This window comes from Rugamonas sp. GW822-FHT03B10 (genome assembly GCF_058801745.1).
Map to the genome: position 1 here is coordinate 15,264 of NZ_JBXANP010000007.1, position 21,530 is coordinate 36,793.

At 65.4% G+C, this 21,530-nt stretch carries 21 protein-coding genes; 17 read left to right on the forward strand and 4 right to left on the reverse strand.

The features are described from left to right. Nucleotides 1–1,875 (forward strand): ABCB family ABC transporter ATP-binding protein/permease, encoded by a 1,875-nt coding sequence (locus AC1RQG_RS13175; protein WP_493131985.1) that lies wholly within the window; start codon nucleotides 1–3, stop codon nucleotides 1,873–1,875. A gap of 142 nt (nucleotides 1,876–2,017) precedes the next feature. On the opposite strand, the gene AC1RQG_RS13180 is transcribed toward AC1RQG_RS13175, so the two are convergent. Then, nucleotides 2,018–3,277: a dicarboxylate/amino acid:cation symporter gene (locus AC1RQG_RS13180; RefSeq protein WP_493131987.1), complete on the reverse strand. Its 1,260-nt coding sequence runs from the start codon at nucleotides 3,275–3,277 to the stop codon at nucleotides 2,018–2,020. Nucleotides 3,278–3,526: 249 nt separating this feature from the next. Between AC1RQG_RS13180 and AC1RQG_RS13185 the strand changes: the two genes are divergently transcribed. The 9 genes from AC1RQG_RS13185 to AC1RQG_RS13225 all read left to right on the forward strand — a co-directional run bounded on the left by AC1RQG_RS13185 (nucleotide 3,527) and on the right by AC1RQG_RS13225 (nucleotide 11,123). After that, entirely contained in the window at nucleotides 3,527–4,252 is a 726-nt protein-coding gene (locus tag AC1RQG_RS13185; protein WP_493131989.1) for an amino acid ABC transporter ATP-binding protein, read from the forward strand. A gap of 126 nt (nucleotides 4,253–4,378) precedes the next feature. Then, on the forward strand, nucleotides 4,379–5,296 hold the full coding sequence (locus tag AC1RQG_RS13190; RefSeq protein ID WP_493132522.1) for an amino acid ABC transporter substrate-binding protein: 918 nt from the start codon (nucleotides 4,379–4,381) through the stop codon (nucleotides 5,294–5,296). 1 nt (nucleotide 5,297) lies between these two features. Beyond that, a complete protein-coding gene (locus tag AC1RQG_RS13195) occupies nucleotides 5,298–6,029 on the forward strand; it encodes an amino acid ABC transporter permease (protein WP_493131991.1) in 732 nt (243 codons plus the stop codon). 2 nt (nucleotides 6,030–6,031) lie between these two features. Continuing rightward, nucleotides 6,032–6,724 carry an amino acid ABC transporter permease gene (locus AC1RQG_RS13200; RefSeq protein WP_493131993.1) on the forward strand — a complete coding sequence of 231 codons (693 nt, stop codon included), beginning with the start codon at nucleotides 6,032–6,034 and terminating at the stop codon, nucleotides 6,722–6,724. A gap of 132 nt (nucleotides 6,725–6,856) precedes the next feature. Beyond that, nucleotides 6,857–7,909 (forward strand): dihydroorotase, encoded by a 1,053-nt coding sequence (gene pyrC / locus AC1RQG_RS13205; protein ID WP_493131996.1) that lies wholly within the window; start codon nucleotides 6,857–6,859, stop codon nucleotides 7,907–7,909. Between the two features lie 3 nt (nucleotides 7,910–7,912). Further along, nucleotides 7,913–8,713, forward strand: a complete 801-nt coding sequence (locus tag AC1RQG_RS13210; protein ID WP_493131998.1) for a DUF3025 domain-containing protein — start codon at nucleotides 7,913–7,915, stop codon at nucleotides 8,711–8,713. Nucleotides 8,714–8,742: 29 nt separating this feature from the next. After that, on the forward strand, nucleotides 8,743–9,738 hold the full coding sequence (locus tag AC1RQG_RS13215; RefSeq protein WP_493132000.1) for a Gfo/Idh/MocA family protein: 996 nt from the start codon (nucleotides 8,743–8,745) through the stop codon (nucleotides 9,736–9,738). 42 nt (nucleotides 9,739–9,780) lie between these two features. Further along, entirely contained in the window at nucleotides 9,781–10,998 is a 1,218-nt protein-coding gene (locus AC1RQG_RS13220) for an MFS transporter (RefSeq protein ID WP_493132002.1), read from the forward strand. Next, nucleotides 10,995–11,123, forward strand: coding sequence for a hypothetical protein (locus tag AC1RQG_RS13225; protein WP_493132004.1), 129 nt, complete (start codon nucleotides 10,995–10,997; stop codon nucleotides 11,121–11,123). The genes AC1RQG_RS13220 and AC1RQG_RS13225 overlap by 4 nt, the downstream gene beginning before the upstream one ends. 27 nt (nucleotides 11,124–11,150) lie before the next feature. Here AC1RQG_RS13225 and recG read toward each other — a convergent pair whose 3' ends face one another. Beyond that, nucleotides 11,151–13,211 (reverse strand): ATP-dependent DNA helicase RecG, encoded by a 2,061-nt coding sequence (recG, locus tag AC1RQG_RS13230; RefSeq protein WP_493132006.1) that lies wholly within the window; start codon nucleotides 13,209–13,211, stop codon nucleotides 11,151–11,153. 129 nt (nucleotides 13,212–13,340) lie between these two features. Here recG and queA point away from each other — a divergent pair, with 129 nt between their 5' ends. The 7 genes from queA to secF all read left to right on the forward strand — a co-directional run bounded on the left by queA (nucleotide 13,341) and on the right by secF (nucleotide 20,913). Continuing rightward, nucleotides 13,341–14,366, forward strand: coding sequence for a tRNA preQ1(34) S-adenosylmethionine ribosyltransferase-isomerase QueA (gene queA, locus AC1RQG_RS13235; protein WP_493132008.1), 1,026 nt, complete (start codon nucleotides 13,341–13,343; stop codon nucleotides 14,364–14,366). Between the two features lie 95 nt (nucleotides 14,367–14,461). Continuing rightward, entirely contained in the window at nucleotides 14,462–15,661 is a 1,200-nt protein-coding gene (locus tag AC1RQG_RS13240; RefSeq protein ID WP_493132010.1) for an AAA family ATPase, read from the forward strand. Beyond that, entirely contained in the window at nucleotides 15,661–16,266 is a 606-nt protein-coding gene (locus AC1RQG_RS13245) for a DUF4276 family protein (RefSeq protein ID WP_493132012.1), read from the forward strand. The genes AC1RQG_RS13240 and AC1RQG_RS13245 overlap by 1 nt, the downstream gene beginning before the upstream one ends. A gap of 27 nt (nucleotides 16,267–16,293) precedes the next feature. Next, complete coding sequence (gene tgt, locus AC1RQG_RS13250) at nucleotides 16,294–17,433, forward strand: tRNA guanosine(34) transglycosylase Tgt (RefSeq protein WP_493132014.1); 1,140 nt, start codon at nucleotides 16,294–16,296, stop codon at nucleotides 17,431–17,433. Nucleotides 17,434–17,559: 126 nt separating this feature from the next. Then, complete coding sequence (gene yajC / locus AC1RQG_RS13255) at nucleotides 17,560–17,889, forward strand: preprotein translocase subunit YajC (protein WP_493132016.1); 330 nt, start codon at nucleotides 17,560–17,562, stop codon at nucleotides 17,887–17,889. 87 nt (nucleotides 17,890–17,976) lie between these two features. Continuing rightward, nucleotides 17,977–19,842: a protein translocase subunit SecD gene (gene secD, locus AC1RQG_RS13260; RefSeq protein ID WP_493132018.1), complete on the forward strand. Its 1,866-nt coding sequence runs from the start codon at nucleotides 17,977–17,979 to the stop codon at nucleotides 19,840–19,842. Nucleotides 19,843–19,890: 48 nt separating this feature from the next. Then, entirely contained in the window at nucleotides 19,891–20,913 is a 1,023-nt protein-coding gene (secF, locus tag AC1RQG_RS13265; RefSeq protein ID WP_493132020.1) for a protein translocase subunit SecF, read from the forward strand. A 76-nt stretch (nucleotides 20,914–20,989) separates the two neighbouring features. On the opposite strand, the gene AC1RQG_RS13270 is transcribed toward secF, so the two are convergent. Next, nucleotides 20,990–21,313: a type II toxin-antitoxin system PemK/MazF family toxin gene (locus AC1RQG_RS13270; protein WP_493132022.1), complete on the reverse strand. Its 324-nt coding sequence runs from the start codon at nucleotides 21,311–21,313 to the stop codon at nucleotides 20,990–20,992. Then, on the reverse strand, nucleotides 21,310–21,522 hold the full coding sequence (locus tag AC1RQG_RS13275) for an antitoxin MazE family protein (RefSeq protein ID WP_493132024.1): 213 nt from the start codon (nucleotides 21,520–21,522) through the stop codon (nucleotides 21,310–21,312). Before AC1RQG_RS13275 ends, AC1RQG_RS13270 begins: the two co-directional genes overlap by 4 nt. Nucleotides 21,523–21,530 lie beyond the last annotated feature (8 nt).

Genomic DNA, 21,530 nt, shown 5'->3' on the forward strand with positions numbered 1-21,530 from the left:
ATGCGCCGCCATCCCCCATCCTCCTCCGGTCCCGCGCCGGACGCCCGTGCCGCCTCCCGCAGCGACCTGGCCACCTTGAAAACCCTGCTGCCCTACCTGTGGGTCTACAAGTGGCGCGTGCTGCTGGCGCTGCTGTGCCTGGTGGGCGCGAAGCTGGCCAACGTCGGCGTGCCGCTGGTGATGAAGCGCCTGATCGATGCGCTCAGCATCGATCCCCATCATCCGCAGGCGCTGCTGGTGCTGCCGCTGGGCGCGCTGCTGGCCTACGGTGTGCTGCGCGTGTCCACCACGCTGTTCACGGAGCTGCGCGAATTCCTGTTCGCGCGCGTCACGCAGCGGGCCGTGCGCACCATCGCGCTCAAGGTGTTCCGCCACCTGCATTCGCTGTCGCTGCGTTTCCACCTGAACCGCCAGACGGGCGGCATGACGCGCGACATCGAGCGCGGCACGCGCGGCGTCGGTTCGCTGATTTCGTACACGCTGTTCAACATCCTGCCCACGCTGGTGGAGATCACGCTGGTGCTCGGCTACCTCGTCACGCACTACGACATCTGGTTCTCCGTCATCACCGTCTGCGCGCTGGTGCTCTACATCGCCTTCACCGTGTTCGTGACGGACTGGCGCACCCACTTCCGCCGCACCATGAACGACCTCGACTCCAAGGCCAACACCAAGGCCATCGATTCGCTGATCAACTACGAGACGGTCAAATACTTCGGTAACGAGGATTACGAGGCGCGCCGCTACGACGAGGGCCTGCAGCGCTTCGAGTCGGCCGCCGTCAAATCGCAAACGTCGCTGTCGCTGCTCAACACGGGGCAGTCGCTGATCATCGCCAGCGCCGTCACGCTGATCCTGTGGCGCGCCACGGCCGGCGTGATCGCCGGCACCATGACGCTGGGCGACCTGGTGCTGGTCAACTCGTTCATGATCCAGCTTTACATCCCGCTCAACTTCCTGGGCGTGATCTACCGCGAGATCAAGCAAAGCCTGGCCGACATGGAGCGCCTGTTCTCGCTGCTCGACGAGCACCGTGAAGTGGCCGACGCGCCGGACGCGAGGCCGCTGCGCACGCATGGCGCCGAGGTGCGTTTCCAGCACGTCGATTTCAGCTACGAGGCCAAGCGCAAGATACTGTTCGATGTCGATTTCACGATCGCGCCCGGCACCACCACGGCCGTGGTGGGACACAGCGGATCGGGCAAGTCCACCTTGTCGCGGCTGCTGTTCCGCTTCTATGAAGTCAACGGCGGCAGCATCACCATCGACGGCCAGGACGTGCGCGCCGTGACGCAGGATTCGCTGCGCCACGCGATCGGCATCGTGCCGCAGGATACGGTGCTGTTCAACGACACCATCGAATACAACATCGCCTACGGCAAACCGGGCGCCACCAAGGAGCAGATCGTGGCGGCGGCCAAGGCGGCGTCGATCCACGACTTCATCGAAAGCCTGCCCGATGGCTATGGCTCGATGGTGGGCGAGCGCGGGCTCAAACTGTCGGGCGGCGAGAAGCAGCGCGTGGCCATCGCCCGCACGCTGCTCAAGAATCCGGCCATCCTGATCTTCGACGAGGCCACGTCGGCGCTGGACTCCAAGGCCGAGCAGGCGATCCAGGCGCAGTTGAAGGAGATCGCGCGCAGCCGCACCACGCTGGTGATCGCGCACCGCCTGTCGACCGTGGCCGACGCCGAGCAGATCCTGGTGCTCGACCATGGCCGCATCGTGGAGCGCGGCACCCATCATTCGCTGCTGGCGGCCGACGGCTTGTATGCGCAGATGTGGCTGCGCCAGCAGGCGCGCGCCGACGAGGATCTGGCGTCGCCGGCCAGCCCCGGCCCGGACGCGGACCGGATGGTGGCCGAGCAGTCCTGAGCCGGTGCCGAAACAGTAAACCAGGGTCTGACCCGAGGGTCAGACCCTAACGGCGCCCTAACGGCGCCAACGGCGCTGACGGCGGCGACCATGAAAAAAGGCTTCCCTCGGGAAGCCTTTTTGTTGGGTAGCGGCGCCTGTTTTATGGCAGCGGCGCGTCGGCCAGGTCGCGGCGGATCGGGTCGACCAGTTCGCCTTCCCACTTGGCCACGACGGCGGTGGCGATGCTGTTGCCGATCACGTTGGTGGCGGAACGGGCCATGTCCAGGAAGTGGTCGATACCGATCAGCAGCACCAGGCCCGCTTCCGGAATGTTGAACTGGCCCAGCGTGGCGGCGATCACCACCAGCGAGGCGCGCGGGACGCCGGCCATGCCTTTGGAGGTCAGCATCAGCACCATCATCATCGTCATCTGCTGGCCCAGCGACATCTCGATGCCGTAGGCCTGGGCGATGAACACGGTGGCGAAGGTGCAGTACATCATCGAGCCGTCCAGGTTGAACGAGTAGCCGATCGGCAGCACGAAGGCGGCGATGCGGTTACGCACGCCGAAGCGCTCCAGGCCTTCCAGCGTCTTCGGGTAGGCCGCTTCGCTCGACGCGGTGGAGAAGGCCAGCAGGGCCGGGCCGCGCATCTCGGCCATCAGGCCGCCGACGCGCTTGCCGAGGAACAGGAAGCCGATGGCGATCAGCAGCGCCCACAGCAGCGCGATGCCGAAATAGAATTCGGACATGAACACGCCGTAGGTCTTGAGCACGCCCAGGCCGCTCTTGGCGATCACGCCGGCCACGGCCGCGAACACGGCGAACGGCGCGAAGCGCATCACGTAGGCCGTCACTTTCAGCATCACGTGGGCCACGCCGTCGAGCGCGTCGACCATGGGCGCCGATTTCTCGCCCACGGCGGCGGCGGCCGAACCGAAGAACAGCGAGAAGATCACGATCTGCAGGATCTCGTTCTTGCCCATGCCTTCGATGATGGAGGCCGGCACCAGGTGGGTGACGAACTCCTTCAGCGTGAGGCCGGAGGCGGTGATGCCGGTGGCGGCCGTGGTGGCCGGCAGGTGGCCGAGCAGCGCGTCGCCGGGGCGGAACAGGTTCACCAGGATCAGGCCCAGGGTCAGCGAAATGAGCGAGGCGATGAAGAACCAGCCCAGCGTCTTGATGCCGATGCGACCCACTTCGCCGGCGTCGCCCATGCGGGCGATACCCACCACCAGGGTGGAGAAGACCAGCGGCGCGATGATCATCTTGATCAGGCGCAGGAACAGGGTCGTAACCAGCGACATGATGTCGGCGAATCCGGCCGGATCGGCCAGATTGAGGTTGGCCAGGTAGCCGGCGAAGATGCCCAGCACCAGTCCGACGAGGATGTAGGTGGTCAATCGGCTTTGTTTTTTCATATTTTTGAGTTCCTGTGGTAGTGTCTCTCTGGCGTGGCCGGCGCTGCAACAGGGTCGCTGTCGCCGCGCGATCTCGTGCACAATAGCGTCAAATGGCCGCGGCGATGGCGGAAGATCGCGCGAACCAGTCTTGTAAACTGATGAAACTATGGGCAAGTCCCGCAGTATCCTTGTGGCCAAGGGTGCTGTCAAGCGCGCGCCGACGCCCGTTCGGGGCAGCGCCAGGGGCGCTCTGGCGACGGAAAGCACATGATAGCGATCGAAAACCTCAGCAAGTGGTACGGCCAGTTCCAGGTGCTCACCGATTGCAGCACCAGCGTGGCCAAGGGCGATGTGATGGTCATCTGCGGACCGTCCGGTTCCGGCAAGTCGACCCTGATCAAGACCGTCAACGGGCTGGAGCCGTTCCAGCAGGGGACGGTGACGGTGGACGGCGTGTCCGTCGGCGCGCCCGGCACCGACCTGCCGGCGCTGCGGGCGCGGATCGGCATGGTGTTCCAGAATTTCGAGCTGTTCCCCCATTTATCAGTGCGCGACAACCTGACGCTGGGCCAGACCAGGGTGCTGGGCCGCAGCCTGGACGAAGCCACGGTCCGTGGCCTGAAGTACCTGGACCGCGTGGGCCTGCTGGCGCAGCAGGACAAGTTCCCGAACCAGCTGTCGGGCGGCCAGCAGCAGCGCGTGGCCATCGCCCGCGCCCTCTCGATGGACCCGATAGCGATGCTGTTCGACGAGCCCACGTCGGCGCTGGACCCGGAAATGATCAACGAAGTGCTGGACGTGATGGTGGGCCTGGCGCAGGATGGCATGACCATGATGGTGGTGACCCACGAGATGGGCTTCGCCAAACGGGTGGCGAACCGTGTGGTGTTCATGGACCACGGCCGCATCCTCGAGGACTGCGGCAAGGACGAATTCTTTGGCGCGCCCCGTTCCGAGCGGGCGCGTGACTTCCTGGCGCGTATCATCCACTAGTCCACTAGTCCACTAGCTGGAGAAATGCGCGGTACCGTTCGTAATGGTTGGATTTTTTCTGATGAAGGAGGAATCATGGCTGGTTCGAGTAGCGTACGCAAAACCCTGTTCATCTCCCTGGCCTGCATGGCGGGCCTGCTGCTGGCGGCGCATGCCGGCGCCGAGGAGGCCGGCGGCACGCTGGCCAAGATCAAGCGCACCGGCACCATCACGCTGGGCGTGCGGGACGGTTCCATCCCGTTCTCCTACCTGGACGACAAGCAGCAGTACCAGGGCTATTCCGTCGACCTGTGCATGAAGGTGGTGGTGGCGGTGCAGAAGCAGCTGGGCATGACGGGGCTGAAGGTGCAGATGAACCCCGTCACGGCGGCCAACCGCATCCCGCTGATGGCCAACGGCACCATCGACCTCGAATGCGGCTCCACCACCAACAACGCCGAGCGCCAGAAGCAGGTCGCTTTTGCGCCGACCATGTTCGTGATCGCCAACCGCCTGCTGGCCAAGAAGTCGTCGCACATCCGCAGCCTGGCCGACATGAAGGGCAAGACGCTGGTGGCCACGGCCGGCACCACCACCCTCAAGCAGATGACGATCCTGAACAACGAGCAGCAGCTGGGCATGACCATCGTGGTGGGCAAAGACCATCCCGAATCGTTCCTGATGCTGGAGACGGGGCGCGCCGTGGCTGAGGCCAACGACGACATCCTGCTGGCCAGCCAGGTGGCCACCTCGCGCAATCCGGGCGAATACGAGATCACCAAGGAGGCGCTGTCGGTGGAACCGTACGGCATCATGCTGCGGCGCGACGACCCGGCCTTCAAGCAGGTGGTGGACGCGGCGCTCACGCGGCTCTACCAGTCCGACGATTTCGTCAAGATCTATAACAAGTGGTTCCTCAGCCCCATCCCGCCCAAGAACATCAACCTGAACTTCCCCATGCCGCCGCAGCTGAAGGCGGTGATCGCCAAGCCGACCGACTCGCCCGATCCGGCCGCCTATGCCGAGGTGCCGGCCGCGCAGAAGGCGGCCAGCCGCAGGAAGTGACATGCACTACCACTGGAACTGGGCCATCTTCGGCGAGCTGTCGCCCGACGGCGTCCATACCTACTGGGACACGCTGCTGTCGGGCCTGGGTTGGACGCTGGCCACCTCGCTGTGCGGCTGGCTGATGGCGCTGGCGCTGGGGCTGGCCGTGGGCACGCTGCGCACGCTGCCTTCGCCGTGGCTGCGGCGGCTGGGCACGGCCTACGTGGAGCTGTTCCGCAACGTGCCGCTGCTGGTGCAGATGTTCCTGTGGTTCTTCGTGATGCCGGAACTGCTGCCGCAGGCGGCGGGCGACTGGCTCAAGGCGCTGCCCAACGCGCCGTTCATCACGGCCGTCGTGTGCCTGGGCTTTTTCACCTCGGCGCGCGTGGCGGTGCAGGTCACGGCCGGCATCGAAGCGTTGTCCGGCGGCCAGCGGCTGGCCGCGCTGGCGCTGGGGCTGCGCCTGCCGCAGGCCTACCGTTACGTGCTGCTGCCGCTGGCGCTGCGCATCGTGCTGCCGCCGCTGACCAGTGAATTCCTCAACATCATCAAGAACAGTTCGGTGGCGCTCACCATCGGGCTGATGGAACTGACGGCCAGCGCGCGCGCCATCCAGGAATTCTCGTTCCAGGTGTTCGAAGCGTTTTCCGCCGCCACCGCCATCTACGTGCTGGCCAACCTGGTCGTGATCGCCGCCATGCACTGGCTGGAACGGCGGCTGGCGCTGCCGGGCAGCTTGGGAAGGCACTGACCATGTTCGCCCAATTCGACTTCGACGTCATCGCCCGTTCCTGGGTCTACCTGTTCCAGGTGGGGATGGCGTTCACGCTGGAGCTGACGGTGCTGGCCATGCTGGGCGGCGTGGTACTGGGCACGCTGCTGGCGCTGGGGCGCATGTCGCGGCGCCGGCCGCTGGCGCTGGCGGCGGCCGGCTATGTCAATCTGGTGCGGGCCGTGCCGCTGGTGCTGGTGATCTTCTGGTTCTACTTCCTGGTGCCGTACGTGGCGGCGTGGCTGATCGGGGCGGACGAGCCGGTCAAGGTGGGTACGTTCTGGTCGGCGCTGATCACGTTCACCTTGTTCCAGGCCGCCTACTACTGCGAGATCATGCGCGGCGGGATACAGGCGATCCCGCGCGGGCAGGTGCTGGCGGCGCAGGCGCTGGGGCTGGGTTATGGACGCACCATGTGGCACATCGTGCTGCCGCAGGCGTTCCGCAACATGCTGCCGGTGCTGCTGACCCAGACCATCGTGCTGTTCCAGGACGTGTCGCTGGTGTACGTGCTGTCGGTGCCCGATTTCGTCGGCGCCGCCAGCAAGGTGGCCCAGCGCGACGGACGGCTGGTGGAAATGTACACGTTCGTGGCGGTGGTGTATTTCGTGTTGTGCTGTTTGCTGTCGTGGGCGGCCCGGCGGTTGCAGCGGCGGGTGGCGATTATCCGCTAGGGCCGATTGCGTCCCCAGGTGGTTGCAATAATTTCATCTTCTGGCGGATATGCCAACCGTGACCCCGCAACCGGGCGTGCGCCGCCGTGACCAGTTAAAATGGCGGGATCCGCAATTTGAGAGTCCGCCGCCATGTCCGATTTCGAACACATCCCCCAGAGCCTGACCATCACCCGTCCAGACGACTGGCATTTGCACCTGCGCGACGGCGCCACCCTGGCCAGCGTGCTGCCGCACAGCGCGCGCCAGTTCGGCCGCGCCATCGTCATGCCCAACCTGAAGCCGCCCGTCACCACCACGGCCATGGCGCTGGCCTACCGCGAGCGCATCCTGGCCGCGCTGCCGCAGGGGATGGATTTCGAGCCGCTGATGACGCTCTACCTGACCAACAACACCCCGCCCGACGAGATCGTGCGCGCCCAGGACAGTGGCTTCATCCATGCCGTCAAGCTGTACCCGGCCGGCGCCACCACCAATTCCGACGCCGGCGTGACCGACCTGCGCAACTGCTACAAGACGCTGGAAATGATGCAGGAGGTGGGCATGCCCTTCCTGGTCCACGGCGAGGTGACGGACCCCGACATCGACCTGTTCGACCGCGAGGCCGTGTTCATCGAGCGCGTGATGCGCCCGCTGCGCCGCGACTTCCCGGCCCTGAACATCGTGTTCGAGCACATCACCACCAAGGACGCGGCCCAGTACGTGGCCGAGGCGGACGGCCCCATTGCCGCCACCATCACGGCCCACCACCTGCTCTACAACCGCAACGAGATCTTCAAGGGCGGCATCCGTCCGCACTACTACTGCCTGCCCGTGCTCAAGCGCGAGGAGCACCGCCTGGCGCTGATGACGGCCGCCACCAGCGGCGACGAGCGCTTCTTCCTGGGCACCGACTCGGCGCCGCACGCGCAGGGCGCCAAGGAAGCGGCCTGCGGCTGCGCCGGCTGCTACACGGCCCTGCACGCGATGGAACTGTATGCGGAAGCGTTCGAGCGCGCCGGCGCGCTCGACAAGCTGGAGGCGTTCGCCAGCTTCAACGGTCCGGCCTTCTACGGCCTGCCGCGCAACATGGGCACCATCACCCTCAAGCGCGAAGCGTGGGAACTGCCGGCCACGCTGCCGCTGGCCGACCAGCAGGTGGTGCCGCTCAACGCCGGTGAAACCATCAACTGGAAAATGGTCTGAGGCGTGTTCGGCGCCATCGACTGGCCGCGCCCGTGGTACGAGACGGTACGGGCGGCGGCGACCCTGCTGGCGCCCGGCGCCGGCAGCGAAATCGAAAAATTCAACGCGCAAGCAGCCGCGCTCGAATTATGTAATCATCGGGACCTGCCGTTGAGTTTCGTGCCGCAAAGCGCGCTGCCCGACGGCACCGCCTATGAGGAATTCATCGGCGCCACCGGCTGCGTGCCCACGCGCGACAACCTGCACGACTTCTTCAACGCCCTGGTGTGGCTCAGCTTCCCGCGCATCAAGCGCCAGCTGAACGCGCTGCAGGCGGCGCAGATCGCGCGCGACGGGGTCGGCAAGTCGCGCGGCCCGGCCCGCGACGCGGCCACGCTGTTCGACGAGAACGCCGCCTTGCTGGTGGTGCGCGACAGCGCCGCCGGCCACGCGCTGGCCGATGCGTTGCGCGGCCATCGGTGGCGCGCCGCGTTCGTCGAACAACGCGCCAGTTGGGGACGCGATGCGCAGGTCTGGCTGTTCGGCCATGCGCTGATGGAGAAACTGGTGGCGCCCTACAAGGCGATCACCGCGCACACCCGCGTGGTCGTCGCCGGCGACGATTATTTTGCGCTCGACCAGACCGGCCGGCGCGCCTGGCTGGACGGGAAAGTGGCGCAGGAGCTGGCGCAGGACGGCTTGACGACGGCCTGCTTCACGCCACTGCCGGTGCTGGGTGTGCCGGAATGGTGGCCGGGGCAGGACGAGACTTTTTATGCAGACGCCACGGTGTTCCGGCCTAAACGGGGGACGGTGGCCAACTAAGCCGCGCGGCGGCGGAAAGCGATGGGGACATGGGGCAGGTCATCCGCTGGGGCATCCTCGGCACCGGCAAAATCTCGACGGCGTTCGCCACCGCCTTGCAGGACACCCCCGGCGCCAGACTGGTGGCCGTCGCCTCGCGCAGCGCCGACGGCGCCGCCGCCTTCGGCGCCCGCTTCGGCGTGGACCGCTGCCATGCCTCCTACCAGGCGCTGGCCGACGACGACCAGGTGGACGTGGTCTACATCGGCACGCCGCACCCCATGCACCACGAGAACGCCATGATGTGCCTGCACGGCGGCAAGGGTGTGCTGGTCGAGAAATCGTTCACCATGAACCGCGGGCAGGCCGAGGATATCATCGCGCTGGCGCGCCGCAAGCAGCTGTTCGTGATGGAAGCCATGTGGACCCGGTTCATGCCGGCCGTGGTCGAGGCCAAGCGCATCGTCGATAGCGGCGAGATCGGCGTTCCGACCCACTTGAGCGCCGATTTCGGCTTCACGGCGGCGGTCGGGCCCGAGCATCGCCTGTTCAATCCGGAACTGGGCGGCGGCGCGCTGCTGGACGTGGGCATCTACCCGCTGTCGATGGCGTCGTTCTTCCTCGGCGAGGTGGCGGCCGTGCAGGCGCAGGCCCAGATGGCCACCACCGGCATCGACCTGCAGACCATGTTCACGCTGCGCCACGAAGGCGGCGCCATGTCCGCCTGCGGCTGCAGCCTGCGCGCGCGCACGCCGACCGAACTGACCATCTCGGGCGACAAGGGCTTCGTGCGCCTGCACGACCGCTTCTATAAGACCGAGAAGATCTCCGTCACGCTGGTGGACGGACTGGCGCGCAACGAACGCACGCTCACCATCCCCCACAGCGGCAACGGCTACACGCACGAGGCGCAGGAAGTGGTGCGCTGCATGCGCCTGGGCCTGATCGAAAGCCCCGTCATGCCGCATGAGGAGACGCTGGCCATCATGGGGGTGCTCGACACGATCCGGGAGCAGATCGGCCTGCGCTACAACACCGACCGATAACGCACAATAAACGCACAATACAAATCCAAGAAGAGTTCAGACATGATCACCACCTCCCGCGCCCCGTCGCTCAAAACCGTGCTGCTGGCCAGCGGCGTCGTCCTCACCCTCGCGATGGGCGTGCGCCACGGCTTCGGTCTGTGGATGCAGCCCATTTCGCAAGCCCACGGCTGGACGCGCGAAACCTATTCGCTGGCGATGGCGCTGCAGAATCTGATGTGGGGCGCGTTCGGCCCGTTCGCCGGCATGGCCGCCGACCGTTTCGGCACCATGCGCGTGGTGCTGGTGGGCGCCGTCAGCTACATGCTGGGACTGGTGTGGATGGCGATGGTGAACGACGCCACCTTGTTCGTGATCGGCTCGGGCGTGTTCATCGGCCTGGCCCTGTCGTGCACGGCGTTCGGCGCCGTCAGCGGCATCATCGGGCGCGTGGCGCCGGTCGAAAAACGCTCGTGGGCGTTCGGCATCTCCGGCGCCTGCAGCTCGTTCGGCCAGTTCTTCATGCTGCCCGTCGCGCAGCAGCTGATCTCGTCGGCCGGCTGGCAGAACGCCTTCTACCTGCTGGCCGTGCTGGTGATCGTGGCCATGATCCCCATGGCGCTGTTCCTGCGCGAGCCGGAGGTCAGCCATAGCCACGGCCCGCAGCAAAGCGCGGGCGAGGCGATGCGCGAGGCGGTCGGCAACCGCTCCTTCCTGTTCCTGGTGGCCGGCTATTTCGTGTGCGGCTTCCAGGTGGTGTTCATCGGCGCGCACCTGGCCGTGTACCTGGCCGACAAGGGCATCGGCAATCCCAAGGTGGCCATGACGGCGCTGGCCCTGATCGGCCTGTTCAACATCTTCGGCTCCTACTTCGCGGGCAAGCTCGGTGGCCGCCTGCCCAAGCGCATGCTGCTGGCGGCGATCTACTTCTCGCGCTCCGTGTTCATCAGCCTGTTCCTGCTGGCGCCGTTGTCGCAGTGGACCGTGTATGCGTTCGCGGCGGCCATGGGGCTGATCTGGCTGTCCACCGTGCCGCTCACCAACGGCATCATCGCCGGCATCTTCGGCGTCAAGCACATGTCCATGCTGGCGGGCGTGGTGTTCTTCTCGCACCAGGTGGGCAGCTTCCTCGGCGTGTGGCTGGGCGGCTACCTGTTCGCGCGCCAGGGCAGCTACGATGTGGTGTGGGGCATCGCCATCGCGCTCGGGGTGATGGCGGCGCTGGTCAACCTGCCCATCAATGAGCGCCCGGTCGTGCGGGCGCAGTTGCAGCCGGCATGACGAGGCGGCTGAAACCGTGGCTGATGCGGCTGGCGCTGGCCGTGGTGCTGGCGCTGGTGTTCGCCGCCTATCTGAAGCCGGACTTCATGCTGGACATGGCCACCCGGCTGTATATGTGCTTCTGACGGTGCTTCTGATTGTAGTTCTGACCTTCAGACCTTGAGGAATTCCTCGCGCCCGCCCAGCCAGCGGGCCAGGTGGGCTTCCACCGTGGCCGCCTTGTCGGGCGCGTGCAGCAGGTCGTGCGCCACGTCGCGCGCCTGGTCGACCAGCCAGCCGTCCGTCTCCAGGTCGGCGAAGCGCAGCATGGCCTGGCCGGACTGGCGCGCGCCGAGGAATTCGCCGGGGCCGCGTATCTCCAGGTCGCGCCGGGCGATCTCGAAACCGTCCGTCGTCTCGCGCATCGTCATCAGGCGCTGGCGCGCCACGCCGCCCAGCGGGCTTTGGTACAGCAGCAGGCATACGCTGGCCGCCGATCCCCGGCCCACCCGGCCGCGCAACTGGTGCAGCTGCGACAGGCCGAAACGCTCGGCATGCTCGATCACCATCAGCGACGCGTTGGGCACGTCCACCCCCACCTCGATCACGGTGGTGGCCACCAGCACATGCATCTGGCCGGCGCTGAAGGCGTCCATCACCTCCTGCTTCTCGGCCGGTTTCAGACGGCCGTGGACCAGCCCCACGTTCAGGTCGGGCAGGGCTTCGGCCAGCAGGGCGTGGGTGTCGGTCGCCGTTTGCAGTTGCAGCGCCTCCGACTCCTCGATCAGCGGGCAGACCCAGTACACCTGGCGTCCCTCCTGCGCGGCCGCGTGCACGCGCGCGATCACCTCGTCGCGCCGGTTCTGGTCCACGGCCCGTGTGACGATGGGGCTGCGGCCCGGCGGCAGTTCGTCGATCACCGACACTTCCAGGTCGGCGTAGTAGGTCATGGCCAGCGTGCGCGGGATCGGCGTGGCCGACATCATCAGCTGGTGCGGGATGGCGCCCTCGTTGCCCTTGTTGCGCAAGGTCAGGCGCTGGCCCACGCCGAAGCGGTGCTGCTCGTCCACGATCACCAGGCCCAGGTTGGCGAAGTTCACGCCGTCCTGGATCAGGGCATGGGTGCCGATCACCAGCTGCGCTTCGCCCGATTCGATCAGGGCGGTGGCGGCCAGCTTGTCCTTCTTTTTCAGGCTGCCGGTCAGCCACGCCACCTTCACGCCCAGCGGTTCGAGCCAGGCCGCGATCTTGCGGAAGTGCTGGTCGGCCAGGATTTCCGTGGGCGCCATCAGGGCCGCCTGGAAGCCGCTGTCGATGGCCTGGGTGGCGGCCAGCGCCGACACCACCGTCTTGCCGCTGCCCACGTCGCCCTGCAGCAGGCGCTGCATGGGGTAGGGATGGCGCAGGTCGGCGCGGATCTCGTTGAGCACGCGCTGCTGGGCGCCCGTCAGCTTGAACGGCAGCGCCGCCTCGAAGCGGGCCGACAAATCGCCCACCACCTTGAGCGCGGCAGCCCCTTTCGCACGGCGCGCGCGCTGCGCCCGTTTCAGCGACAGTTGCTGGGCCAGCAGTTCATCGAACTTCATGCGCACCCAGGCCGGGTGCGAGCGGTCGGCCAGCGCGTGCTCGTCCACCTGCTGGGGCGGATAGTGCAGCAGCTTGACGGCCGGTTCGAAATTGGTGAGCCGCATGCTGTCGACCAGTTCCGGCGGCAGCGTGTCGGTCCAGTCCACGCGCTTCATGGCGTCGCCGATGGCACGGCGCAGCACGGGCTGGGACAGGCCCTCGCCGGCCGGGTAGACCGGCGTGAGGGAGGTGGGCAGCGGCGCGCCCTCGTTGACCACCTTGTACGTGGGATGCACCATCTCGGCGCCGAAGAAGCCGTGTTTGAGCTCCCCGCGCGCGCGCACCCGCGTGCCCTCGGCCAGTTGCTTGACCTGACTGCCGTAGAAGTTCATGAAGCGCAATTGCAGATCGCCCGTCTCGTCGGCGATATGGACCAGCAGCTGGCGCCGCGGCTTGAAGGCGATTTCATTCTTGACCACCAGGCCCTCGACCTGGGACGACTCGCCGCCATGCAGGCAGGCTTCGCGGATCGACACCACCTGGGTCTCGTCCTCGTAGCGCATGGGCAGGTGCAGCACCAGGTCCATGTCGGTGTGCAGGCCCAGTTTGGCCAGCCGGGCTTGCGGGCTGACGGTCTTCTTGGCGGTCTTGGGCTTTGAAACAGGCATATTCGGGTGCTTCAGGGTGTACTAGCGTAAAATAGAGGGTTGGCCGTCGCGCGGCAACGCCAGTATTGTAAGGCTTGCGCAGAAAGCACGGGGCCAGTTCCGGTATTCCATCACATTAGAAGTTTGCTCATGTATTCGCTTTCCGATTTCGATTTTAACTTGCCGCCCGAGCGCATCGCCCAGTTCCCGCTGCCCGACCGCAGCGCATCCCGCCTGCTGCACGTGGACGGCGCGCGGCTGGTGGACCGCCAGTTCGCCGACATCATCGACCTGCTGCAGCCGGGCGACCTGCTGGTGATGAACGACACGCGCGTGCTCAAGGCGCGCTTCTTCGGCGTCAAGGACAGCGGCGGCAAGGTCGAGGCGCTGGTCGAGCGCGTGCTCGACAACCGCACCGTGCTGGCCCAGGTGCGCGCCTCCAAGTCGCCCGGCCCCGGCGTGAAGATCCGCCTGGCCGACGCCTTCGACGTCACCGTCGGCGAGCGCGCCGGCGAGTTCTACACCCTGCATTTCGACGCCGACGTGTTCGACCTGATCGAGGCCCACGGCCGCCTGCCGCTGCCGCCCTACATCGAGCACGCGGCCGACGCGTTCGACGAGACGCGCTACCAGACCGTGTTCAACAAGGTGCCCGGCGCCGTGGCCGCGCCCACGGCCGGCCTGCACTTCGACCAGCCGCTGCTGGATAAACTGAAGGCCAAGGGCGTCAACTTCGCCTACGTCACGCTGCACGTGGGCGCCGGCACCTTCCAGCCGGTGCGCACCGAGGTGCTGTCCGAGCACAAGATGCACACCGAGTGGTACACCATGCCGCAGGCCACGGTGGACGCCGTGCGCGCCACCCGCGCCGCCGGACGCGACGTGGTGGCCGTGGGCACCACCAGCCTGCGCGCGCTGGAATCGGCCTCGCAGAGCGGTACGCTGGAGGCGGGCAGCGCCGACACGGCCCTGTTCATCACGCCCGGCTACCAGTTCAGGACCGTCACCCGCCTGATCACCAACTTCCACCTGCCCAAGTCGACGTTGCTGATGCTGGTGTCGGCCTTCGCCGGCTTCGACGAGATCCGCGCGGCCTACGCCCACGCGATCGCCAGCGCGTACCGCTTCTTCAGCTATGGCGACGCGATGCTGCTGACGACGGTGAACAAGGCGTAAGCGGCAGATGCCGCATGCGCGTCTGGTTAAGGACGGGTGATTATGCGCGGGTACAATGGGTCTTTGCCAGGGATTGCGCAAACAAGGGGCCAGACATGAAATCTGCTATTTTTCTCAAGCGCGTGGTTCTGCGGAACTACAAGAGCATAGGTATTTGTGACGTCAAGTTGTCGTCCCTGACCTACCTTGTGGGGGCAAACGGTTCGGGGAAAAGCAACTTTTTGGATGCCCTGCACCTGGTCAGGGATGCGCTCAGCAGTTCGCTGGACAACGCAATCAACGAGCGCGGCGGATTGTCGGCCGTACGGCGCCGTTCAAACGGCCATCCTACCCATTTTGGTATTGAACTGGAATTCAGTTTGCCGGGTGGGGAGGAGGGCACTTATGGTTTTTCGGTCGGCGCGCTGGGCAGTGGCGGCTACGAGGTGCAGAAGGAACGTTGCAGTATCGGCGGCAAAGGCAAGGGACCGTTTTTTTCGCTGGAGAAGGGGAAATTGCTGGAAACGAGCGAGGAGACTTTTCCGGCCGTTACCGCTGATCGTCTCGCATTGGTGAGCGCGTCCGGACTGGCAGCGTTCCGGCCCGTCTACGATGCGCTGACTGCCATGGGTTTTTACAACCTCAATCCCAAGCTCATACGTGAATTGCAAAAGCCTCAGGATGGGCGGTTGTTGAAGCCGGCGGGTGAAAACATCGCCAGTGTGATTGGCCATTTAACGAGGACGAATCCAGAAGCGATCGCCATCATCGAAGACTATCTGCATGCAGTGGTATCGACAGTGCATGGCGTGGAACGGGAACCTGTGGGGCCGATGGAATCGCTGGTTTTTCAACAGGACATGGCCGGGGCTGAACATCGCTGGCGGTTCCCTGCACAAAATATGTCCGATGGAACCTTGCGCGCGCTTGGCATACTCACAGCGCTGTTCCAGGGTAACAAGGATCATGCGCCGACACTGATTGGTATCGAGGAGCCGGAGACGGCCTTGCATCCCGGCGCTTCCGCAGCGTTGCGCGAAGCCTTGGTGCGGGCGTCGGAGCGTACCCAAGTGATCGTGACGAGCCATAGTCCGGATCTGCTGGATGATGTGGCAATTGCACCGGAAGCCTTGCTGGTCGTAGCTGCCGAGGCTGGTGTGACGCGGATCACACCGTTGGGCAAGGGAGCGCATGAGGCGATGCGCGCCCATTTGTGCTCGGCGGGCGAGTTGTTGCGATTGAACCAGCTGCAACCCGACCCACTGCCAGCGGGGGCGTCGTCCATGCAGCAGGTCGCATTGTTCGAAGAGAAATAATGATCAACATTGTCGCGATTGTCGAGGGGGACGGCGAAGTGGCCGCTTTCCCGGTCCTGCTGCGGCGCGTCAGCGAGTGGTTGTTCCCGGGTTTGCCGGTGCACGTGGCCCATCCGATCCGGGTGCGCCGGGACCAGTTCCTTCATCGTCCAGCCGAGTTTGCTAAAAAAATGCAATTGGCTTCGGCCATGTGTCCTGCGCCGGGGGGCATCATGGTATTGCTGGATGCCGACGATGATTGTCCCAGAGATCTGGCTGCCGACATCGTTGCCAGGGCTAGGGCGATATTGCCGGGTCGGGAAGTTGCCGTTGTCCTCGCCAATCATGAATACGAAGCATGGTTCGTCGCGGCGGCGCCGTCATTGACGGGCCGCCGGGGATTCGCCGCTCCCGCCGAGATACCGGAGGCCGAACATTTGCGCGGAGCAAAACAATGGCTCTGCAAACAAATTAGCCGTGGTGCCTACCATGAGGTCATCGATCAGCCTGCTTTTTCGGCGTTGATCGACCTTGCCATGGCCCATGGCAACAGCCGGTCATTTCGCAAGCTGTGCAGTGACTGGACGAAACTGATACGCGCCCAAGTACCGGGCACAACGGTCTAAATAAATTTGGAAATTGGAAAATATTGAATGCTGGAATTTAAACTCATCAAAACCGACAGCAGCGGCCTGACCAAGGCCCGCCGCGGCACCGTGAAACTGAACCACGGCGTGGTGCAGACCCCGATCTTCATGCCGGTCGGCACCTACGGCTCCGTCAAGGCCATGTCGCCGCTGGAGCTGAAGGAGGTCGGCGCCCAGATCATCCTCGGCAACACCTTCCACCTGTGGCTGCGCCCCGGCAACGACGTGATGGCCAAGTTCGGCGGCCTGCACGACTTCATGGGCTGGGACAAGCCCATCCTGACCGATTCGGGCGGCTTCCAGGTGTTCTCGCTGGGCGAGATGCGCAAGATCACCGAGGAGGGCGTGCATTTCAATTCGCCCATCAACGGCGACAAGCTGTTCCTGTCGCCCGAGGTGTCGATGCAGATCCAGCGCGTGCTCAATTCCGACATCGTGATGCAGTTCGACGAGTGCACGCCGTACGAGATCGCCGGCCGGCCGGCCACGCTGGACGAGGCGGCCAAGTCGATGCGCATGTCGCTGCGCTGGGCCCAGCGTTCGCACGACGAGTTCCACCGCGGCGGCAACCCGAACGCGCTGTTCGGCATCGTCCAGGGCGGCATGTTCGAGAACCTGCGCGACGAGTCGCTGGCCAAGCTGGAGGAGATCGACTTCCCCGGCCTGGCCATCGGCGGCTTGTCGGTGGGCGAGCCGAAGGAGGACATGATGCGCGTGCTGGCCCACGTGGGCCCGCGCCTGCCGGCCAACAAGCCGCACTACCTGATGGGCGTGGGCACGCCGGAGGACCTGGTGGCCGGCGTCTCGAACGGGGTCGACATGTTCGACTGCGTGATGCCGACCCGCAACGCCCGCAACGGCTGGCTGTTCACCCGCTTCGGCGACATCAAGATCAAGAACGCCCGTTACAAGGACGACAAGGCGCCGCTGGACGAGACCTGCGGCTGCTACGCCTGCCGCAACTTCTCGCGCGCCTACCTGCACCACCTGCACCGCTCGCAGGAGATCCTCGGCGCGCGCCTGAACACCATCCACAACCTGCATTACTACCTCGACATCATGCAGCAGATGCGCGACGCGCTCGACGAGGACCGCTTCCACGCCTGGACCCTGCAATTCCATGCCGACCGGGCGCGCGGCGTCTGAAACGGGGCGCGGCTTGTTGCAATCTTGTAAAAAGATGCATGCCACCCACATGGGGGAGGGGTGGACCCTTCCCCGCCAGTGCTAGAATACAGCGCTATTTTTTCAATCTGATAAACGGAGTACGCAGTGTTCATTTCCAACGCTTACGCACAATCGGCCGGCGACGCCCTCGGCCTTGGTGGCAACCTCACCAGCTTCCTGCCGCTGATCCTGATGTTCGTGGCCATGTATTTCCTGATGATCCGCCCCCAGCAGAAACGGGCCAAGGAACAGAAGGCCATGATGGACGCGCTGGCCAAGGGCGATGAGGTGGTCACGGCCGGCGGCATGCTGGGCAAAGTGGCCAAGGTCACGGACGCCTACGTGACGCTGGAAGTGTCCAGCGGCACCGAGATCGTGGTGCAGAAGCAATCCGTCACCGTGCTGCTGCCGAAGGGCACGCTGAAGGCGCTGTAACACCGGCCACGGCCCCGGACGGCGCGCGCCAGCAGCGCGCCGCCGTCCCGACTTGCATCCGACGCCTAACATTGAACGTTAAACCCTATGAATCGCTATCCTGTCTGGAAATACATCGTCATCGGCATCGCCATCCTGTTGGGCGCGCTGTACACGGCGCCTAACTACTTCGGCGAATCGCCGGCCGTGCAAGTCACCAGCGGCAAGTCCACCGTCAAGATGACGGGCGAGATGGCCGCCCAGGTGGAGGCCGTGCTGCGCAAGGAGAACCTGGCGGTGGAGGGCGTGAGCTTCGACGGCACCGGCACCTACGCCTCGGTGCGGGCCCGCTTCGCCGACACCGACACCCAGTTCAAGGCCAAGGCCGTGCTGGAGAAGGACCTGAACGCCGACCCGGCCGATCCGACCTACCTGGTGGCCCTGAACCTGCAGCCGAACACGCCGAAATGGATGCAAAGCCTGCGCGCCCTGCCCATGTACCTGGGCCTGGACTTGCGCGGCGGTGTGCACTTCCTGATGCAGGTGGACGTGAAGGCGGCCCTGACCAAGCGCGTGCAGGGCATCCAGGCCTCGGCCCGCAGCCTGCTGCGCGACAAGAACGTGCGCCACGCCGGCATCGACCGCGTGGGCGACACCATCGAGATCAAATTCCGCGACGAGGCCACCCGCGCCAAGGCGCGCGACGAGCTGTCCTCGTCCATGGGCGACCTGTCGCTGGTGGACGCCGGCGCCGCCCCCGACCTGAAGCTGATCGTCAGCCTCAAGCCGGCCGCGCTCAAGCAGACCATCGAGGAAGGCGTCAAGCAGAACATCTCCACCCTGTCCAAGCGCGTGAACGAGCTGGGCGTGGCCGAACCGATCATCCAGCAGCAGGGCCCGGACCGCATCGTGGTGCAGCTGCCCGGCGTGCAGGACGTGGCGCGCGCCAAGGCCGTGATCGGCCGCACCGCCACGCTGGAAGTGCGCATGGTGGACGACACCATCACCCCCGGCACCGAGCTGACGGCCGCCATTCCCTTCAACTCCGAGCTGTTCACGGTCGGCAAGGGCGTGCCCGTGGTGCTGAGCAAGGACGTGGTGCTGACCGGCGACTACATCTCCAGCGCCACCGCCAGCTTCGACCAGAACCAGCAACCGGCCGTGGGCATCGACCTGAACGGCGACGGCGGGCGCAAGATGCGCGACGCCACCCGCGAGCGCGTGGGCAAGCGCATGGCCATCGTGCTGTTCGAGAAGGGCAAGCCGGAAGTGCTGTCGGTGGCCACCATCCAGAGCGAACTCGGTAGCCGCTTCCAGATCACCGGCATGGGCAACGCCGAGAACTCGGCCGAACTGGCGCTGCTGCTGCGCTCGGGCGCGCTGTACGCGCCGATGGACGTGATCGAGGAACGCACGATCGGCCCGCAACTGGGCGCCGAGAACATCAGCAAGGGTCTGCATTCGACCATGTACGGCTTCGCCGCCATCGCCGTGTTCATGATGGCCTACTACATGATGTTCGGCTTCTTCAGCGTGCTGGCGCTGGGCTGCAACCTGCTGCTCCTGATCGCGCTGCTGTCGCTGATGCAGGCCACGCTGACCCTGCCCGGCATCGCCGCGATCGCGCTGGCGCTCGGCATGGCGATCGACGCCAACGTGCTGATCAACGAGCGCATCCGCGAGGAACTGCGCGGCGGCGCCTCGCCGCAGCAAGCGATCTCGGTCGGCTTCGACCGCGCCTGGGCCACCATCCTCGACTCCAACGTGACCACGCTGATCGTCGGCCTGGCGCTGTGGGTGTTCGGTTCGGGCGCCATCCGCGGCTTCGCCGTGGTGCACTGCCTGGGCATCCTGACGTCCATGTTCTCGGCCGTGTTCATGTCGCGCGGCGTGGTCAACCTCTGGTATGGCCGCAAGAAGAAACTGCAATCGATCGCCATCGGCACCGTGTGGGTGCCCGGCCTGTCGAAATAAGTTCACCGTCCCGCCGCGGCGGGACGGGCTCCAACCTCAGAGGATTTCATGGAATTTTTCCGCATCAAAAAAGACATACCGTTCATGCGCCACGCGCTGGTGTTCAACGCCATCTCGGCGCTGACCTTCGTGGCCGCCGTGTTCTTCCTGTTCCACAAGGGCCTGCACTTCTCCGTCGAATTCACGGGCGGCACCGTGATGGAGCTCAAGTACGCCAAGCCGGCCAACCTGGAGGGCATCCGCCACACGCTGGAAAAGGTCGGCTATGAACAGCCGGAAGTGACCAGCTTCGGCACCGCGCACGACGTCATGCTGCGCCTGCCCGTGATCAAGACCGTGAGCGGCAACGCCGCCTCGCAGCTGGTGTTCGACGGCCTGTGCAAGGCCGAGCAGGGCACGCTCAAGCAGATCGACAGCGTCAGCCCCAAGGGCGAGCAGGTGACCAAGACCGCCTGCATGGACGCCGCCGGCGTGGAATCGGTGTCGCTGCAGAAGGTCGAATTCGTCGGCCCGCAGGTGGGCGACGAGCTGGCCCAGAACGGCATGAACGCGCTGGCCATGGTGATCATCGGCGTGATGATCTACCTGGCCGTGCGTTTCGAGTGGAAGTTCGCGGTGGCGGCCATCATCGCCAACCTGCACGACGTGGTCATCATCCTCGGCTTCTTCGCCTTCTTCCAGTGGGAATTCTCGCTGACGGTGCTGGCCGCCGTGCTGGCGGTGCTCGGTTACTCGGTCAACGAATCGGTGGTGATCTTCGACCGGATCCGCGAGAACTTCCGCAAGCAGCGCAAGATGTCGGTGCATGAGGTGATCGACAACGCCATCACCAGCACCATCTCGCGCACCATCATCACCCACGGCTGCACCCAGATGATGGTGCTGTCGATGCTGTTCCTGGGCGGCCCCACGCTGCACTACTTCGCCGTGGCGCTGACGATCGGTATCTGCTTCGGCATCTACTCGTCGGTGTTCGTGGCGGCGGCCGTGGCCATGTGGCTGGGCGTGAAGCGCGAAGACCTGATCAAGCCGATCAAGGAGAAGGACGAGACGGACGGCGCCGTGGTGTAAGCCGGTTCCGCACTCAAACCCCCCCCCCTCGCGGCAGCGCCAGGGGGGATTTTTCATATTGGAGTCCGGCGCACTGTCACGCGAAGCCCAGGAACAAAGCCAGGCCGCGATTGACGATGAGCATGGTGGCATTGTCCAGTCGGCCGAAGGCGGCGCCAATCTTGTCGCGCGGCACACTCTGCGGTTTGTCGATCATGACTTGGGAGGGTTTATGCAGCCCGTTGGCTTCTGTCGGCTCAATTGTGATGCGGAATAGGGGGGCGTCGTGCAACTCGCTGGTCACGGGCAGGATGGCGACGGACGGGTGTTCGGTGAATAGATCGGATTGGATGACCAGTGCTGGCCGGGGCTTGCCGTAATCGCCATGCAGGGCGATCGTGACAAGATCGCCGCGCCTCATTTCCATCCGTCCGTGTCAGCGGCGGCGCACAGCCAGGCCAATGTTGCTGCCTCGTCCGATGCGGCGCGCAAGGACAAGGACTGTCGCCTGCATTCTTCCGTGAAGTCCGGGCTGCGCGTGTCGGGCACCCAGATCTGCACAGGCCGCAACCGGGCCGCGCGCAGCGTTAGCCCGACTTTCTCTACACGTTCGGGATTATTGCTTACCATGTCGTCGC

Coding starts and splice junctions, on each gene's coding strand:
- AC1RQG_RS13195 (WP_493131991.1), top strand. CDS start 5,298: ATGCACTACCACTGGAACTGGGCCATCTTCGGCGAGCTGTCGCCCGAC.
- secD (WP_493132018.1), top strand. CDS start 17,977: ATGAATCGCTATCCTGTCTGGAAATACATCGTCATCGGCATCGCCATC.
- AC1RQG_RS13225 (WP_493132004.1), top strand. CDS start 10,995: ATGACGAGGCGGCTGAAACCGTGGCTGATGCGGCTGGCGCTGGCCGTG.
- AC1RQG_RS13185 (WP_493131989.1), top strand. CDS start 3,527: ATGATAGCGATCGAAAACCTCAGCAAGTGGTACGGCCAGTTCCAGGTG.
- pyrC (WP_493131996.1), top strand. CDS start 6,857: ATGTCCGATTTCGAACACATCCCCCAGAGCCTGACCATCACCCGTCCA.
- AC1RQG_RS13190 (WP_493132522.1), top strand. CDS start 4,379: ATGGCGGGCCTGCTGCTGGCGGCGCATGCCGGCGCCGAGGAGGCCGGC.
- AC1RQG_RS13220 (WP_493132002.1), top strand. CDS start 9,781: ATGATCACCACCTCCCGCGCCCCGTCGCTCAAAACCGTGCTGCTGGCC.
- tgt (WP_493132014.1), top strand. CDS start 16,294: ATGCTGGAATTTAAACTCATCAAAACCGACAGCAGCGGCCTGACCAAG.
- queA (WP_493132008.1), top strand. CDS start 13,341: ATGTATTCGCTTTCCGATTTCGATTTTAACTTGCCGCCCGAGCGCATC.
- AC1RQG_RS13270 (WP_493132022.1), bottom strand. CDS start 21,313: ATGAGGCGCGGCGATCTTGTCACGATCGCCCTGCATGGCGATTACGGC.
- AC1RQG_RS13240 (WP_493132010.1), top strand. CDS start 14,462: ATGAAATCTGCTATTTTTCTCAAGCGCGTGGTTCTGCGGAACTACAAG.
- AC1RQG_RS13200 (WP_493131993.1), top strand. CDS start 6,032: ATGTTCGCCCAATTCGACTTCGACGTCATCGCCCGTTCCTGGGTCTAC.
- AC1RQG_RS13215 (WP_493132000.1), top strand. CDS start 8,743: ATGGGGCAGGTCATCCGCTGGGGCATCCTCGGCACCGGCAAAATCTCG.
- AC1RQG_RS13175 (WP_493131985.1), top strand. CDS start 1: ATGCGCCGCCATCCCCCATCCTCCTCCGGTCCCGCGCCGGACGCCCGT.
- recG (WP_493132006.1), bottom strand. CDS start 13,211: ATGCCTGTTTCAAAGCCCAAGACCGCCAAGAAGACCGTCAGCCCGCAA.
- AC1RQG_RS13245 (WP_493132012.1), top strand. CDS start 15,661: ATGATCAACATTGTCGCGATTGTCGAGGGGGACGGCGAAGTGGCCGCT.
- AC1RQG_RS13180 (WP_493131987.1), bottom strand. CDS start 3,277: ATGAAAAAACAAAGCCGATTGACCACCTACATCCTCGTCGGACTGGTG.
- secF (WP_493132020.1), top strand. CDS start 19,891: ATGGAATTTTTCCGCATCAAAAAAGACATACCGTTCATGCGCCACGCG.
- AC1RQG_RS13275 (WP_493132024.1), bottom strand. CDS start 21,522: ATGGTAAGCAATAATCCCGAACGTGTAGAGAAAGTCGGGCTAACGCTG.